At 62.6% G+C, this 16451-nt stretch carries 13 protein-coding genes and 1 pseudogene; 4 read left to right on the top strand and 10 right to left on the bottom strand.

All coding sequences use genetic code 11. From position 1 onward, the window contains the following. The first annotated feature begins 59 nt into the window (after window positions 1-59). On the top strand, window positions 60-656 hold the full coding sequence (locus NMG80_RS04805; protein ID WP_254017075.1) for a TetR family transcriptional regulator C-terminal domain-containing protein: 597 nt from the start codon (window positions 60-62) through the stop codon (window positions 654-656). A gap of 394 nt (window positions 657-1050) precedes the next feature. On the opposite strand, the gene NMG80_RS04800 is transcribed toward NMG80_RS04805, so the two are convergent. Both NMG80_RS04800 and NMG80_RS04795 read right to left on the bottom strand, forming a co-directional pair. Then, window positions 1051-2700, bottom strand: a complete 1650-nt coding sequence (locus tag NMG80_RS04800; RefSeq protein ID WP_254017074.1) for an ABC transporter substrate-binding protein — start codon at window positions 2698-2700, stop codon at window positions 1051-1053. A 138-nt stretch (window positions 2701-2838) separates the two neighbouring features. Beyond that, on the bottom strand, window positions 2839-4071 hold the full coding sequence (locus NMG80_RS04795) for a M24 family metallopeptidase (protein ID WP_254017073.1): 1233 nt from the start codon (window positions 4069-4071) through the stop codon (window positions 2839-2841). Between the two features lie 179 nt (window positions 4072-4250). Between NMG80_RS04795 and NMG80_RS04790 the strand changes: the two genes are divergently transcribed. Next, a complete protein-coding gene (locus tag NMG80_RS04790; RefSeq protein WP_254017072.1) occupies window positions 4251-5132 on the top strand; it encodes a LysR family transcriptional regulator in 882 nt (293 codons plus the stop codon). A 94-nt stretch (window positions 5133-5226) separates the two neighbouring features. Here NMG80_RS04790 and argE read toward each other — a convergent pair whose 3' ends face one another. Continuing rightward, on the bottom strand, window positions 5227-6405 hold the full coding sequence (gene argE / locus NMG80_RS04785) for an acetylornithine deacetylase (RefSeq protein ID WP_254017071.1): 1179 nt from the start codon (window positions 6403-6405) through the stop codon (window positions 5227-5229). A gap of 490 nt (window positions 6406-6895) precedes the next feature. On the opposite strand from argE, the pseudogene NMG80_RS04780 reads away from it, so the two are divergent. Continuing rightward, window positions 6896-7057, top strand: a pseudogene (locus NMG80_RS04780) (DUF736 domain-containing protein); the annotation flags it as partial. 392 nt (window positions 7058-7449) lie between these two features. Here NMG80_RS04780 and NMG80_RS04775 read toward each other — a convergent pair. The 7 genes from NMG80_RS04775 to NMG80_RS04745 all read right to left on the bottom strand — a co-directional run bounded on the left by NMG80_RS04775 (window position 7450) and on the right by NMG80_RS04745 (window position 14714). After that, window positions 7450-8595, bottom strand: a complete 1146-nt coding sequence (locus NMG80_RS04775) for a Gfo/Idh/MocA family protein (RefSeq protein ID WP_254017091.1) — start codon at window positions 8593-8595, stop codon at window positions 7450-7452. A 38-nt stretch (window positions 8596-8633) separates the two neighbouring features. Continuing rightward, window positions 8634-8942 carry a putative quinol monooxygenase gene (locus NMG80_RS04770; protein ID WP_254017070.1) on the bottom strand — a complete coding sequence of 103 codons (309 nt, stop codon included), beginning with the start codon at window positions 8940-8942 and terminating at the stop codon, window positions 8634-8636. A 1-nt stretch (window position 8943) separates the two neighbouring features. Next, window positions 8944-9918 carry an ABC transporter permease gene (locus NMG80_RS04765; RefSeq protein ID WP_254017069.1) on the bottom strand — a complete coding sequence of 325 codons (975 nt, stop codon included), beginning with the start codon at window positions 9916-9918 and terminating at the stop codon, window positions 8944-8946. Continuing rightward, window positions 9908-11512 carry a sugar ABC transporter ATP-binding protein gene (locus NMG80_RS04760; protein WP_367185921.1) on the bottom strand — a complete coding sequence of 535 codons (1605 nt, stop codon included), beginning with the start codon at window positions 11510-11512 and terminating at the stop codon, window positions 9908-9910. The genes NMG80_RS04765 and NMG80_RS04760 overlap by 11 nt, the downstream gene beginning before the upstream one ends. Then, a complete protein-coding gene (locus NMG80_RS04755; RefSeq protein WP_254017068.1) occupies window positions 11491-12660 on the bottom strand; it encodes a levoglucosan dehydrogenase in 1170 nt (389 codons plus the stop codon). Before NMG80_RS04755 ends, NMG80_RS04760 begins: the two co-directional genes overlap by 22 nt. A 64-nt stretch (window positions 12661-12724) precedes the next feature. Then, the gene (locus NMG80_RS04750) at window positions 12725-13846 is read right to left on the bottom strand and encodes a substrate-binding domain-containing protein (RefSeq protein WP_254017067.1); all 1122 of its coding nucleotides are present in this window, start codon (window positions 13844-13846) and stop codon (window positions 12725-12727) included. Window positions 13847-13886: 40 nt separating this feature from the next. Further along, a complete protein-coding gene (locus tag NMG80_RS04745) occupies window positions 13887-14714 on the bottom strand; it encodes a sugar phosphate isomerase/epimerase family protein (protein WP_254017066.1) in 828 nt (275 codons plus the stop codon). Window positions 14715-15084: 370 nt separating this feature from the next. Here NMG80_RS04745 and NMG80_RS04740 point away from each other — a divergent pair, with 370 nt between their 5' ends. Further along, complete coding sequence (locus tag NMG80_RS04740) at window positions 15085-16443, top strand: ROK family protein (protein WP_254017065.1); 1359 nt, start codon at window positions 15085-15087, stop codon at window positions 16441-16443. Window positions 16444-16451 lie beyond the last annotated feature (8 nt).

Below are 16451 nucleotides of genomic sequence, written 5' to 3'. Positions count from 1 at the left end.
CGCGCATACCGCCTATGAGAAGCGACAACGCAAACTTTAGAGTCGGCAGGGCACAAACGATGGGTCAGCACAAAACGTGGCAGGAACGCAGGGAACAACTTATCGAGGCGACGATCGTGTCGATCCATGAGGACGGCCTTGAAAAGACAAGCATTCAGCGCATCGCGAAACGCGCCGGATTAACCGCCGGAATCGTGGGCCACTACTTCGGAGACAAGGATGGTCTGCTGAACGCCACTTATGATGCGCTTTACGCCAAGATCCTGGCAAACGCGGAACGTGCGTCGAATTCGCAGCAGTCTCCTGCCGCGCGGGTAAAGAGCATCCTGTTGGGATATCTAAGCCCAGATCAACTCACTCCCGAAATTGTCACCGCTTGGTACGTGCTCGTAGCGCGCCTTCGGCAAAGCCCCGCGTTGCAAGAGATCCAATTGAATGCGGAAATTACCGTCCGCGGCAAACTTCGTGCCCTACTCAATGAAGAGCTTTCGAGCATGGACGCGGAAGCTCTCTCACGCGGCTTGTTCGCCATGGTTACCGGCTTCTGGGTTCTCATGGCCTCGGATCCCGCCTCCCAAGACTACGACGCGCATAGAAAAAGCATTCTGTCCGTCATCGAACGCTTTCTTAAAGCATACTCTCTCAGAGATACTTAAATGAGGATTTTAAAGATTTAGGAATATTAAGATAGCCTAGTTTATTTTTTTACTATTGCCTGAAGTGCCATCTGTTGAAGACTCCCTCGATTCTACCGCCGAATTCGGCAGCTTGCGCTTAACCGGCTGCGACAGACGTTCGAAAGAGTTGAGCGGCCCGCCGGGGAGCCTGCGCCTAAGACAAGACGATCACGGCCTTGCCCTTGACCGGCAGGCCCGCTCTCAAATCAGCGATCAGCTGAATGCTCTCTTCCAAGCGAGCGGCCCGGCCGATCGAGATCGACAGTTTCCCCTCGCCCGCAAGATAGGCAACCCTTGTTGCAGGTTCTTTGCGGTCAGGGCGCCCATCATGACCCTTGCGCCGCCGCGATCGCCCGCGGTGCATCACCAGACCTCAGGTCTGAAGCCAGGCCTTGTCGAAATAGGTCTCCCCTGTCGGGTGCATCCGGCGGCCCTGTACAGCCGTCGCCGAGTGGCAAAACAGCTTGCGCCAGAACGGCTGGATGATGACGCCCGAATCTTGGAGGATCTTTTCGGCCTTGCCGATCAGCTCGCGCCTCGCCGTGGGATCGGCGACCGATAGGGCCTTCGTAACGATCTCGTCGAATGCCTTGTCGGAAAACGAGCTTTCATTCCAAGCCTCGCCTGTCCGGTAGGCGATGGCCAGCGTCTGCACGCCGAGCGGGCGCATCGACCATACCGTCAGCGAGAATGGATATTTCGTCCAGTCGTTCCAGAACGTCGATCCCGGCAGCACCGTGCGCTTGACCTTGAACCCCGCCTCTCGCAGCTGGGCTGCGACCGCGTCGCCGGTGTTCTTGTGCCACTCCTCGTCGAGCGAGATCAGCTCATGCTCGAAATCCGCCTGGCCGGCCTCGGCCATGAGTGCCTTGGCCTGCGCCAGGTCGCGGGCGACTGGCGGCAGTTTGGCGTAGTCGGGTTGAATGGGGCAGACATGGTGGTTCTCGGCCGGCGAACCCAGCCCGGCATAGCCGAGAAGCAGCACGGCCGAATTGTCGACCGCCAGCTGCAGCGCCCTGCGAACCCGCACGTCGTCATAGGGCTTGGCTTGCACCGAGGTGCGTGCGACGATCGTGCCTGCGGTCAGAATTTCGGATTTCTGCAAGCCAAGCCCGTTCATCACGGCAACCATGTCGCCCGTCGTCTCATAGTTGGTGTGGACTTCTTCCGCCTCGAAAGCACTGACCAGCGCGGAGGGGTCCGAGCCGTAGTCAATAAACTCGATGCCATCGAGATAGGCCTCGCCGCCCCACCAGGATCCCTGCTCGCGGCGCTTGAAGACCGCCCTCTGGCCGACCTCGTACGAAACGAGCTCGAACGGCCCGGTGCCGACGGGGTTGGCGATGAGATTGCCGCCAGATTTGTCGTAGTCACGGTGGACGATCAAGGCGGGGTAATCCGAAAGGCTGGGGATGATCGAGATGTCGGAAGAAGCCAGTTGCAGGCGGATCGTATGATCGTCCACCTTGGTAACGACCCCATCACGCAGCGTGCCGGTTTTTTCGTCGATCAGCGCCCCCATGCGCCCGGCCATCGAATTGCCCGGCACGTTCTTCTCGCACCACCGCGCGATGTTGAACATCACATCGTCGGCGCTGAAATCGTCGCCATTGTTCCACTTCACGCCCTTGCGCAGATGAAGGACATACTCGGTCGCATCCGCATTGACCTCCCATCGCTCCAGCAGCATCGGCTCGAAGGTGAAGTCGGCGGTGTATTTGACTAGCGTTTCCAGGAACTGCCGGCCGGCATTGCCCAGTTCAGCCTCGTCGAATGTGCGCGGATCCTTCATCCCCTTGACCGCGGTGGCGACCTTCAGGACGCCGCCCTTCACTGGTTCCCCGGCACGCGCCGGAGTCGGCGCCGACAAGCCTATCATCGTATAGGCTGCAGCCGTGGACAGGCCGAAGGCGCTGGCGATTGCCAGGAACTCGCGGCGGTCAAGTCGCCCGGCTCGCGTCTCCCGCGCAAAGGTCGCCACCTTCGTCCTGGTCTGGCAATTCATCTCTGAGACTGTCGTCATTTGATGTTCTCCTCTCGCATCCCCTGCAGCGCTGCTCACAGGCAGCCTGCTCTCCCTTCGCCTCGGCATCGATCCGAGACGTGTCCCATTCGCCCCGACAACAGGCGCTTCGAAATTGCCAGGCACATCGCGGCGCGCTCAGGCCGAGAGCCGGTCGCAATATCCGTAGACTGACAGCCTCTCGACCCCGGTCTCGGTGATCAGCACCTGCTCCTCGAGCTTGACACCCTCGCCACCGTCTTCGTGGCCGATGAAACTCTCGACGCAGACCGTCATGCCGGGGACAAACACCTCGTTGTCGTCGTTGCCGACATCGTCCCAGTCCGATGCGTGCGCGATGATCGGATACTCGCCGGTCATGCCGCAGCCATGCAGCAAGGAGAGGTAGCGGTGCTTCTGGTAGGCGCCGGGGATCAGCCAGGCGTTTTCCGCGAACTCCCGGAAACCGAGCCCCGGGCGCAGCAGATTGACGTTCTTCTCGATCTGCTCCTGGGCAAGTCCGTAAAGCGTCCGCTGCGCCGAAGAGGCGCTGCCGTCGCCGGTCAGAAACGTGCGGGAGAAGTCGCTGTAGTAGCCGTAGCAGCCGACCGCGTCGGTATCGAAGGCGACCAGGTCGCCGGCCTGGATGATCTTGTCCGAGGTCTCCTGGAACCAGGGATTGGTATGCGCACCGGAGGTCAGCAGCCGCGTCTCGATATAGTCGCCGCCGCCGGCAATCAGCTTTTGATGCAGCACCGACCAAAGCTCGTTCTCGGTGACGCCCGGAACCAGCGCCGCCTCCATCTCGCGTACGGCGGCCTCGGTGAGACGCAAGGAGGCGCGGATCATGTCGACTTCGCCGGGAACCTTGAGGCCACGCGCCTTTTCCACCGGGATCTGGGCGTCGACTATGTCAAAACCTGCCGCGGCGAGCGCCAGCATCGCTCCTGTCGTCGTCGCTTCCACGCCGATGCGGCGACCGTTGACGCCGTGCCTGGCGACCAGTTCCTCGATGTCGGCGACAAATTCTCTGAGGTGGCCGACATGCTTGTGGCCGGAGTGCAGCGGCATGATTGGCCGCGCTGGCCGGATCTCGTCGACGGTTGGGCGGTTCTCGGCCAGATGCTCGCAGGCGCGGTACTCGAACAGAACCACCGGTCCGCCCACCGGAATGAACACATAGCGCGCCGGATTGCGCGCGGAGTAGACCTGCATGTTGCGCACACCCGTGGCGTAGCGAATGTTCACGGGATCGAAGAGCAGCACGGCCGAGAGATTGTGGGCGGCGGCCTGCTGGCGAACGCGGTCGAGCCGAAGCATCTCGACGCTGCGCACCGTGTCGAGCGAAAGCGTGGCATATTTCTCGGCAGCGTCGTGTACGAGGCTCGACATGGAAAATGCTTCCCTCCCGGAGGGCGCAAACTGCGTCCGCCGTTAGCTTTGATCGAATGACTTGATGCGGTGTCCGGGACGCCGGGCCCAACGCGAGGCGTTGCGGCGAGGCAAAACTGCGCTCGGGGCAGAGCAAATTCCAATTGATTATTTCTCGGCAAATCATTCTAAATTCTCATATGACCTACCTTGACCGCAGACATTACCAGTTGCTGATCGCCGTGCGCCGCCACGGACAACTCAGCGCCGCCGCCACATCCCTGGGCCTGACACAGCCGGCCGCCAGCCATCAGGTCCGGGAAGCTGAGCGCCGGCTCGGCATTCGCCTGTTCGACCGGGTGGGTCGAGGGATCCGATTGACGGAGGCAGCCGAGCGGCTGCTGGAAGCCGCTATCTATGCCGAAGACACGCTGAAGACCGCGGAAGCCGACGCCATTCAGCTGCATCGCGGCACATCGCCGGTATTGCGGATAGCGGTGGGCCACTACGACCATGTCCATTGGCTTCCACAGGTCGCCGCCGCGCTCAGCAAGGAGCATGGCGGGCTCAAGCTCGAACTCGTCAGGCTGGCGAACCACGATCTGCAATCCGCTGTTATCGCCGGGAGCGCCGACCTGTTCTTGTCGCCGACCAGCCTGGAGTTCGAAAACCTGCCATCGCTGCCGTTGTTTGGGGACAGGCTGGTGGGCGTTGTGCCGATCTCCAGTCGGGCCAGCGCGCCCCTGGCCGCCGATTTCTTCAAGAAACAGAAGTATCTCGCCTTCTCATATCATCCCGCACACGGCTTCGAGTACGAGCGCTACTTCAGCCCGGCAGGCGTCTGGCCGAAGGAGATCGTCCGCATCGAGTCGACGAGTGCAATAATCGAACTGGTTGCCGCAGGTTTCGGGGCGAGCATCCTCCCGGCATGGTGCGTGACGCAGGATGCTGCGTCACGTCTGGTGGCGCTCAGCGATCTTGCCCCCGAGCCGATACACATCATGTGGCATGTCTTCGGCAGGTCGAAACTCATGGAGGGCAATGTAAGCATTCTGAATACGTTTGCCTCAGCCATCAGGTGAGAAGCTTAGGAAAGAAGCCGACGGTATCGTTGGCGTCGCGCCGAGCTGACCGCCTCTTGTCCAAAACTAAAGGGACTGCCGACCGGTGAAGCTACTAGTCTAGTGCAGCTCTGCCGAGAGAAATACCCCCTTTCAGTCTGTCCAGAAGCCTCTCCAGCATCTCGTCACAGCGCCTGATTTGCTCGACCGTTACATATTCGTCCGGTTTATGGCCTTGCGCCATCGACCCCGGCCCGCAGACCACGGTCGGCATGCCGAGATCCCGGCTGAACAGCCCGCGTTCCGTGCCAAACGCGACCTTGATGGTATCGTTGGCGCCGGTCAGTGATTTGACGAAGGTCACGGCCTTGGAAGTCGGCGGCGTGTCGAGGCCGGGGTAGCTGCTGAAAACTGCAACGTCGATCGCCGCCTCCGGCGCGAACGTGGCCGCCCGTGCAGCGATGCGACCCGCTTCTATGCGCAGTGTCGCCAGGATGGCCTCGGGATCATCCTGCGCAACATTGCGGATCTCGAACTCGATGTGACACAAATTGGGCACGATGTTCAGCGCCACTCCAGCGTTCATCCTGCCGGCGTGGACGGTTGTGTAGGAAACATCATAATCGCCGTCGCGCGGCCCCTCGCGCTCAAGCCTAGCTTGCTCCTTGCGCAGAGCTGCAACGAAGTCGCAACCCAGATGAATGGCGTTGAGTGCCAGCGGCGCCAGTGCCGAATGGCCCTCGCTCCCCTTGCAGACGGCGCGCGCCGCGATCTTACCCTTGTGACCGGTGGCGACCTGCATGTTGGTCGGCTCGCCCACGATGCACAGCAGCGGCTTGCGCGGTGCGGCCTGCAAGGCCTCGATGAGGCTGCGGACGCCGATGCATCCGATCTCCTCGTCATAAGAGAGAGCAAGATGAAGCGGTGTCGCAAGCCGGAGCGTAGAGGCTTTGATCGCGGCTGAGAGGGCACAGGCAACGAAGCCCTTCATGTCGGCAGCCCCTCGCCCGTAAAGTCTGCCATCGCGGTTGGTCATTTCGAAAGGCGGAAGCGTCCAGTCTTGTCCATCAACCGGCACGACGTCTGTATGGCCCGACAGCATGACGCCCGCACGATCCTGCGGCCCGATGGTGGCGAACAGATTGGCCTTGCGTCCGTCCTGCGAATGGACAAGGCGGCTGGCGATGCCGTGCTCCCGCAGCATTTCCGCCGCATAAGCAATGAGGTCGAGATTGGAATCCCGACTGACGGTCGGAAAGCCAATCAGCCTTTCAAGGATGCGGATGCTGTCCATCGTCTTCTTTCGCTAGCGGCTGGCAGCGGACCTGGCGTGGCTTCACAGCTATCTCCGTTGCTGTGCGCGGGGAGAGCCTAACAACTGGCCGCGCTGATCATCGATAGCCTCTTAAGCCGCGCGACAGACTCCTCTTTGCCGCACCAGCAGCGGTTGCCGGCTATCACGCGACTCACGGTCTCGCGAAACTCGCCATGCCATCCGTGGAATGGCAGGTCGCGTTCTCGATCGTCGGCGCGGTCGCGATCGGCAGCTGTTCGGAGCTCAGAGCGAAGCCATTGTGGGCATTCCTAAGCCGCTTCGCGTTGCGCCACGGTTCGCAGATGGAGCGCTGAGTTCCGCGTCCGTCGGCCGCACGCCACGACAGCGGCCCCGCCTAGTGTCGGGCAGCGACCATAGGGCGATCGCGCGCGGCCGACGGAGATGCAAAGGCAGCAGAGGTCTCCTCCAAGCCGGCACACCACCGACAAGGCAGACAAGGCCTGGCCGGGGGCCCGCCGAGATCGGCGCCGCCTGGTCCAAGACCTCCAACGAGGGCCGCGACTATCTCGGCCTGAAGCTGGACGACCCGAGTTTCAACGCTCCGATTTACGCCAACCTCTTCAACGACGAGGAAGGCGAAGGCTTCAGCCTCATCTGGTCTCCGCCGTAACGGCGAGTAGGCGGCCCTGAATAACGCCCCGCCCGGACACACCGGGCGGGGCCAAGCTCGTTTCCGGGCGACCGGATCGGTTCACAGCTGGTTCGCGAACAACTGGCTCATCACGCCGGACTCGCCGAAAGCTGCAGGCGGAAATTGGGCGCATCCGGCGTCGCGCCGTGACTGGGCCGACAGTCGCTAGCGTTTCACCACTGTGGTGACGATCGTGGGTGGTGGAAGAGATACCATGCGAAGGTGCCGGATACGTTGGATTGAGCGGACCGGGAGCTTGCGGAAAGACTTTGAAATCAGAGACCTCAAAGCCGATGGGACGGTATAGCATTCACATCTCGTAGAATGTTTCAATGTTTTGTCCGTCCGTGAGCGGTCCGTCGCTGCCAATCTCAGGTTGCGCCTAGCTTCGTCCATGCCCCATTCTTCTTCGAGGACTTCACGCAGGCCTCGATGAAGGCCATGCCCTCGACGCCGTCCTGAATGGTCGGGAAGATGACATCCTTTGCCGGCCTGCCGCCCTTCTTGCGCGCCGCGCGGATAGCGCGTGCCGCCTCCTGGTAGATGTTGGCGAAGCCTTCGAGATAGCCTTCGGGATGCCCCGGCGGAACGCGGCTGACCCGACCGGCGACGGGGAGCGCGCCGGCGCCATTGCGGGTGATCAACTGCTTCGGCTGGCCGAAGGGCGTGTACCAGAGATAGTTCGGATCGGCCTGCACCCATTCGAGCCCGCCCTTCGAGCCATAGATGCGCAGCTTCAGCCCGTTCTCGTGGCCGGGCGCCACCTGGCTTGCCCAGATCATGCCCTTGGCCGGGTGCAACTTTCCGACAGGCTTGAAGCGCAGCAGCACATTGATGTTGTCGTCGAGCAACCGCCCCGGCACGAAGGCGTCGAGATCGGCCGACAGCGAATCGAGCTCCAGCCCGGAGACGAAACTGGCAAGATTGTAGGCATGCGTGCCGCTGTCGCCCAGCGCACCGCCCGCACCCGCCTGCTTGGGATCGGAGCGCCAGGCTGCCTGCTTCTGGCCGGTGGCGGCCAGGTCCTCGGTCAGCCAGTCCTGCGGATATTCCGACTGCACGATGCGAATGTCGCCGAGCTGCCCCTTGGCTACCATCTCGCGCGCCTGCCGCACCATCGGATAGGCGGTGTAGTTGTGGGTGAGGACAAAGACCTTGCCGGTCTTTTCGACCAGCGCAGCCAGTCTCTTCGCCTCTGCCAGCGTCGTGGCCAGCGGCTTGTCGCAAATGACGTGGATGCCGGCTTCGAAAAACGCCTTCGCCGCCGGCACATGGACATTGTTGGGCGTGACGATGGCCACCGCCTCGATGCCGTCCGGCCGCTTGGCCTCGGCCTTTGCCATCTCGGCGAACGAGCTGTAGCTGCGGTCCGGATCGAGTCCGAGTTCGGCGGCCGATGCTTTCGCCCGCGCCGGATCGGATGACAAAGCACCGGCAACCAGCACGAAATCATTGTCGAGGCGCGCAGCGATGCGGTGCACAGCGCCGATGAAGGCGCCTTGCCCGCCACCGACCATGCCGAAACGGATGGGTACCAGACGATCACTCTTCTGGTTCACTGTGCTATCTGGCTCAGCATGACGAAACGGCGGACATCGACCGGCCGTGCGACGAGGTCATCGAGGCGGCCGAACAGCGGCTTCAGATGCGGCATCGCCAGATGTCGGTCGAGATCGTCCTTCGACCGCCAGTTCTCATAGAACATGAACACGCAAGGGTCGGCCGGATCGACATGGAAGTCGTAATTGATGCAGCCTGCCTCGGCTCGTGTCGGCTCGACGAAACCCGACAGGATCTTGTGCAATTCTTCCCGGGTTTCTGGCTTTGCGACGACGGTGCCGATGATCGTGTAGGGAATCGCCACCTCATTTCCTTCCCTGGCTGAGCGCGACGGCAAGGATGATGATGGCGCCCCGCGCGATCAGTTGCTGGCTGAATTCCAGGCCCATCAGGATGAGGCCATTGTTGATGAGGCCGATCATGAGCGCGCCGACAATCGTCCCGATCACCGTGCCGGAACCGCCGAACAGGCTGGTGCCGCCAAGTACAGCGGCGGCGATGACCGACAGTTCGTCGCCCTGGCCGAGCTGGAACCGCCCGGACTGCAGCCGGCCCGCATAAAGCATGCCGGCCAGCGCAGCCGCCATGGCGGAGATGATGAGGACGCGGAATTTGATCGACTTGGTGTCGATGCCAGAATAGCGCGCCGCCATCTCGCCGCCACCGGTTGCCAGCACACGCCGGCCGAAGCTCGTCCGCCTCAGCACGATATGACCGATGGCGCCGAGGACCAGCATCCAGATCAGCAGCACCGGTACCGGTCCGACATTGCCGCCACCAAAGATCCAGGAATAGCTCTTCGAGATGATCGGCACCGCGGCCGTATCGCTGATCCACATCGCGGTGCCAGTGGCTATGCCCATCGTGGCAAGCGTGGTGAGGAAGGATGGAATGCCGATCCGCGTTGTTAGGAGCCCGTTAACGGAGCCCACGATGACGCCGGTGGCGAGACCGGCAACAATACCGGTGAGCGGTCCCCCGGCATCGATCGCCATCGCTGTTGTCACGGAGGCCAGCCCGGCCACGGCGCCAACGGAAAGGTCGATCTCACCGGCCGACAGCACATAGGTCATGGCGATCGCCATCACCGCGATCATTGCTGTCTGGCGCACGATGTTGAGCAGATTGTTGGGGTTGAGAAAGCCCTTATCGAAGAGTGTGATCGCGAAAATGATGAAGATCACGACGAACCCGATATAGATGATGTTCTGCCGCCAGTTGGTGAGGCCCAGCCTCGCCATTAGCGAGGCCCTGGGTGCGGCTGCCTGGCTAGTGGACATGTGTTCCTCCCTGGCTCTTGGTCAGAGCGTTCTGGATGACGATCTGCAGCTTGCGCTCGGCCGCCTGCAACTGCGCGACCGGATCGTCCTTTGGCGCCAACGCGTCGTCGAGATCGGCACGGCTGATATCATCCATCACCCGCCCTTCCGAGATGACAATGATGCGGTCACAGGCCGACAGCATCTCGGACAGCTCGGACGAGATCATGACGATTGCCTTGCCGGCCTTGGCAAGCTCGCGCATCAGCATGATGATTTCCGATTTCGAGCCGATGTCTATGCCGGAGGTCGGCTCGTCGAGAACGAGTATTTCAGGCTCCGTCGAAAGCCACTTGCCGATAACAACCTTCTGCTGGTTACCGCCCGAAAGCGTTCGTACGGCGCCGTCGCGCGACGCGGTCTTGACCCGCAGTCTTGCGATCTGCTCATCGGTCAGGTCGCGTACTTTTTTGTTCGAGATAAAAGTGTTGCTGCTCAGCCGGTCAAGCACAGCGAGCGTGATGTTAAAGGCGACAGAATGCTCGGCGATGACGCCCTGGCGCAAGCGGTCCTCGGGTACCAGCGCCACGCCGGCTTCGATGGCGTCGCTTGGCTTGGTGATCGCGATCGGTTTGCCGCCGATGCGTATCTCGCCTTCGACAATCGGATCGATGCCGGCAATGACACGCGCGATCGCCGAACGTCCGGAGCCGAGCAGGCCGGCCAGGCCCACCACCTCGCCGCTGTGAACGACGAAGCTGACGTTCTTCGGTTTTTCCACCCCTGAAACATTGTCGAGTTCAAGCAGCGGCGCACCGACATTCGATGCGCCGCGCACCACGTCGGATAGCCCGCGCGAGCGTTTGCCAACGATGTGTTCGATCATCGTCTCCACTGGCAGGTCCGACATCGGCGCGGTGATGACGTGGCGGCCGTCGCGCAGGATGGTGGCGCGGTCGGCGATGCGGGCGATCTCGTCCATACGATGCGAGACATAGATGATGGCGACGCCTTCCGACCTCAGCTTGCGCAGGAAGGCAAAGAGCCGCTCGACATCGGATACAGCCAGCGCCGTCGACGGCTCGTCCAGCACCAGCACCTTGGCGTTCTGCGAGATCGCCTTGACGATTTCGGTCAATTGCCGCTGGCCGGCACCCAGATTACCGACCGTCGCCTTTGGATCGACCTCGACCTTCAGCATATCGAACAGGTCTTTGGCGCGCCTTTCCGCGGTGCGGTCATCGATCAGGCCGAACGCGCCCTTGGCTTCGCGGGTGAGAAACACGTTCTGCGCTACCGTCAGCGTCGGGATCAGGCTCATTTCCTGAAAGATCATCGCGATGCCTGCCCGGCGCGAGGCCTCGGGCGAGATCTCCGTCAGCGGCTTGCCTTCAACGAGAATGGTGCCGCTATCGGGCACATGCACGCCGTTCAGCACTTTCAGGATGGTCGACTTGCCGGCGCCATTGCCGCCGAGCAGGGCGTGGATCTCGCCTTTCTCCACTTGCAAATCGACATCGACCAGCGCCTTGACGCCGCCGAAGGATTTGGTGACGCCCTTCATTTCCACTGAATGAACAGGCGTCCCGGCAGTCACGGTCGTACCTTGGTCCACAGGCCGCTTTCACCAGACTCGATCAACGCGTCGGCGACGCGCTCGGTCTTGTAGCCATCCTCGAAGTTGGGCGAAGGTTGCTTGCCAGAGGCGATGGCCGAGAAGAAATCGAAACACTCGACGATCTTGGTTTCGGAATAGCCGATGCCGAGTGCCGGGATTGGCCAGAGGCCAGCTCCATAGGGGTGCGCGGGACCGGAATAGACGGTCCTGAAGCCGCGCGCATCGGCAGGATCATCGGCAAACATCACCTGCAATTCGTCGCGCCGTTCGTAGTTGAAAGCAATGGAGCCTTTGGTGCCGTGGATCTCGAAGGTGATGAAATTGTTACGACCATAGGCGTTGCGGGTAGCCTCAAGCGAACCGATGGCGCCGTCGGCGAATTTCAACAGCGTCACCACCTCGTCATCGACGTCGACCTCGGCGCGCTCGGCGCCGGTGTTCTTCTCGGCGGCACCCAGCCTGTCGAGATTGCCGCGCTGGATCGGTCGCGTCTTGTTATAGGTGCGCACCAGCGCGCTGACCTCGGCAATCTCGCCGACCAGATAGCGGGCAAGGTCGACGACATGGGTGCCGATGTCGCCGATCGAGCCGGAGCCGGCGATCTTCTTCTGGAAGCGCCAGGACAGCGGCGAATCCGGATCGGCCGACCAGTCCTGCAGATAGGTGCCGCGGAAGTTGAGGATCTTGCCGATACGGCCTTCCTCTATGTACTGGCGGGCGAGCGCCACTGCCGGCGTGCGACGGTAGTTGAAGGCAACCATGTGGATGACACCGGCCTTTTTCACCGCGTCGAGCATGGTCTTTGCCTCGTCGCCGCCGCGCGCCAAGGGCTTTTCGCAGATGATGTGCTTGCCGGCTTCTGCCGCCGCAATCGCAATGGCTGCATGACTGTCGTTCGGGGTGACGATGTCGACGACGTCGATATCGGGTCGCCTCACCACCGCGCGCCAGTCTGAAGACGATTCCTCGAAACCGTAGCGGCGGCGCCCTTCGTCGGCCAGCGCGTCGGTGACGTCGACCACCACCTTGCGCACGGGAATGGCGGGCGCTGGCCAGAAGAACATCGGCATCGCCGCATAGGCAAGCGCATGGGCCTTGCCCATGAAGCCGCCGCCGATCATCGCCACGTTGAGCGTCTTGGTCATGATGGTCTCCTAATCGAACTGAAAAAAGCGCGGCCGGCGGGGAGTGCGCCGGCCGCAGGGCGCGTTACATGCTGCCCTTGATCTTGTCGGTCGCCTCGGCGTGATAGACGGCCTTCCAGCCCTCGAGCAGCGTGTCCTTGGTGACGGGGAGTGCCGGCAGAGCGACGAAGGCCGGAGCCTCCTTGCCGAGCAGGCCGTAGCCGGCGAGCAAGGCTTCGGTGACGCCCTGGTCGAACGGACGCTGGGCGCCCAGGCCCTTCACAAAGCCGCCGCTTGCCATGTTGATGGCGACGTTCTCGCCGAGGTCGCAGGTGGTGATGACGAGGTCGTCGCGGCCGGCGGTGCGGGCCGCCGAGATGACGCCTTCGGCCGGCACATCCCAAACCGCCCAGATGCCATTGACGCTCGGGTTGGACGTGAGGATTGCCGAGGCCGCCTTTTCGGCATCGCCGGTAAAGTCGGGCCCGCCTATGCCTTGCTCGGCGACGATCTTGATGTCGGGATAGTTGTCGGCGATCGTCTTCTTGAAGCCGTCATAACGCTGCTTGGTGACAAAAAAATCGGCGGCGTGGAAGACCAGGCCGATCTGTCCCTTGCCGCCCAGTGCCTTGGCCATCAGATGCGCCGCCGCGACGCCATTGCCGTAATTGTCGGCGGAGACGACGGAGACGTAATCCTTGCCGGCGACGAAGCCAGCCGGCACATTGTCCATAAACACCAGCTTCACGCCCTTGTCGGCAACGGCCTTGTAGGCCGAGGCCGTTGCCGACGGATCGGTGGGGATCGAAACGATGATCTTCGGGTTCTGCGCCATCACCGTTTCGAGGTCGGCGACCTGCTTTTCCGGCTTGAAGCCGGCATCGGTGGTGGCGATCACCTCGATGCCCATCTTGCCGAACTGATCCTTCAAGCCGGCGATCTGCGCGCGCGACCAGTCATTGCCGCCATAATGCATGACGATCGCCGCTGTCGCTTTCATGCCTTTGATCTTGGCCAGTTCCTCGTCGCTCAATTTGACGGATGCGGCAGACGCCGGGGTTTCACCGTTCGGACCCTTGGAGAGCACCGTCTTCTGCAGTTCCGCAAGTGCCGAATCCGGGTCGGCGACGGCGGGGGCTGCGGTGTAGAGGCTGGTGGCCAGCAATGCCGCCGTGAAAGCTCCGGCTATTGTCCTGAAACGCGTCATTTAGGTCTCCTCCCTGATGACAGGCGCGATGCCCGTTGGTTCAATTCGGCCCTATGGCCTTTTTCAGATAGTTCATGCTGAGTTCCGCCCCTTGGCTGGGATCGGGCCAGGCGTCGAGCTCGGCGGCGATCCAGCCGGAAAATCCGGTGTCCCTGAGCGCCTTGACGATCGACGCCATGTCGAGGTCGCCGCGATCGAGCGGTGTGAAGGCGAAGGGGTCGCGCTGCCAGCCCTTCAGGTGCACGTAGCTGATACGCTTTGAGAATTCGCGGATCTGCGCGGCCGGATCACCGCCGGCAGCTGCCAAATGGGCGGTGTCCGGACAGAAATCGATCGCGGTATGCTTCAAAACCTCGCGGACGTCGTCGGGGCCCTCGACGATGGTCGACAGATGTGGATGGTAATGCGCCCGCAATCCAGCCTTGGCCGCGATGTCGATGACCTTGTCGAGTGCCGCGCCGAGGCGCTTGAAATCATCCGGCTGGCGGCCCTTGGCGCGCTTGGCGCCACCGCCGACGACCAGATGCTCGGCGCCGAGTTCGGCCGCGCCACCGGCCGCGCGTTCGATCCGCGCCAGCTCCTCGCCAAGGATATCGTCAAAGATGAAGTTGGCGCCGGAATAGCCGGCAACAAGCGCGACACCGGACTGCGTCAGTGCGCTGCGCAGCACACCATAGCGGCCTTCATAGTCGAGGATATTGCCGTCGAAGAGTTCGGTGCCGGCATATCCGGCCGCGCCGATCTCGCGGATCGCCTGCTCCATGTCGCCGAAGGTGCGATAGGTCAGCTGGGTGATCGAGGTGACGCCGACGGCATTGCCGCCGAGCGCACCCCAGCAATTGGCATGATAGGCCAGCTTCACCTGCATGTCGTCTCCTCCGGGCATAGCCGGGTTGTAGCCACGCTGCGCGTGGACCCCAGCATTATTGGGCTTGAGGAGATCCAGCGACCGCCCTTGCGGGGATCTCTGTCCTTGCTGCTGGCGGCGTGCAGGCCCAGGGTGTGGCTCTCCTCCGAGCCTGGGCGCAAACTTATGCGTGGTTCGCAAGGCACGTCAACATTTAAAATGCAGAAGTCGGCAATCTTTTGCTGATAAACACCAAAAGTTATCGCTTGATCCGTAAATGGGGTCACGTTACCCATGGCAAAACGCGACCTGACGACAAGCATCGGGACGATCCGTCTCGCCTAGGGGAAGTGACGGCACGCGGGATCAGAGAACGAGACGCGGCAAGGATATGGACGAGCGCAGCAACGCAGACGCAGAGACCGCCCAGCCGCGTCGCGCCGCCGGCAGGCCTCGCGCCAGCGAATCCGCGCATGGCAGCCTGGCCGCGCTTCTCAATTTCGTGCGAACCGGGGAGGCGACGACCCGCCAGGAGCTGGAGAACCAGTCCGAACTTGGACGCGCCGTCGTCACCGACCGCCTTGCGACCCTGCTTCGGCTCGGGTTGATCGAGGAAGGCGAACTCGGGCCGGCGATTGGCGGACGGGCGCCACGCCATGTTCGCTTCCGGCCGCGCATGGGCATGATCCTGGCCGCCGTTCTCGACCATTCCTCGCTGGCGGTCGGCGTTTCCGATCTTTCCGGGCATCTGCTCGCGGAACATCACGAGGCCGTGGAGCTGGCGGCAGGACCCGAGCCGGTGGTCCAGCGGCTGGCGACGCTGTTTGCCTGGATGCTGGAGGAACACGGTAGCGAGGGCGGCATCTGGGGCGTCGGTTTGGCGGTGCCGGGACCAGTCGAGAAGCCCGATGGCCAGAAGCTGTTCGCGCCGGCGCTGAGCGCATTCCAGAACTGGGATGGATTTCCCTTTGTCGAGCAGTTGGCCACGCTTGTTGGCGCACCGGTCTGGGCGCGCAGCGGCGTCCAGACAATGACCATGGGCGAGCTTAAATCGGGCAGCGGCGTCGGCTTGACCGATATGATCTTCGTCAAGCTCGGCCGCTCCATCAGCGCAGGCGTGATCTCCGAAGGCGTACTGCACCGGGGCGCCCAGGGCGCTGCCGGCATGATCGGCTACACCTTCGTCGAGGGCGGAAATCTCGAGACTGTCGCCGGCAGCGAGGCCCTGGGACGCGAGGCCCGCCAAGCGGCCGAGAGCGGGCGTAGCCCCTATCTGGCCGAGGCGCTGGCGCGCGCCGGCGAGGTCACCGTCACCGATGCCGGCCACGGCGCCCAGTTGGGCGATCCGTTCTGCATCGACCTTCTCGGGCGCTGCGGCCGCGCTGTCGGCGAAGTCCTGGCGCCGCTGGCCAATCTGCTCAACCCGTCGCTGATCGTGCTCGGCGGCAATGTTGCCGAGACCGGAGATATAGTGTTGGCGGCCGTGCGCGAAGCGGTCTACCGGCAGTCGCATCCGGTGGTTACGCGCGACCTGCGCATCGTGCGCTCGCAGATGGGCGGCTCGGCCGGACTGGTCGGCGCCGCGCAGGTCGTGGCTGAAGCATTGTTCGACGCGCGATTTCTGCAGGGGTGGATTACGCTGGGCTCGCCGCGCGAGCATCCGGAATTCAAGGATTTTCTCGCACGGGCTGCGTTCGACACCAGCGCTCGGCCGGCTAAGCCCCGGCCACCGGGAGGACCGTTTGCATAACATCCGCG

Origin of the sequence: Mesorhizobium escarrei (assembly GCF_935825525.1) — a bacterium.
Classification (GTDB): Bacteria; Pseudomonadota; Alphaproteobacteria; order Rhizobiales; family Rhizobiaceae; genus Mesorhizobium; species Mesorhizobium escarrei.
Note: the sequence above shows the minus strand (reverse complement) of the source record. Positions and strands in the feature narration are given on the sequence as shown.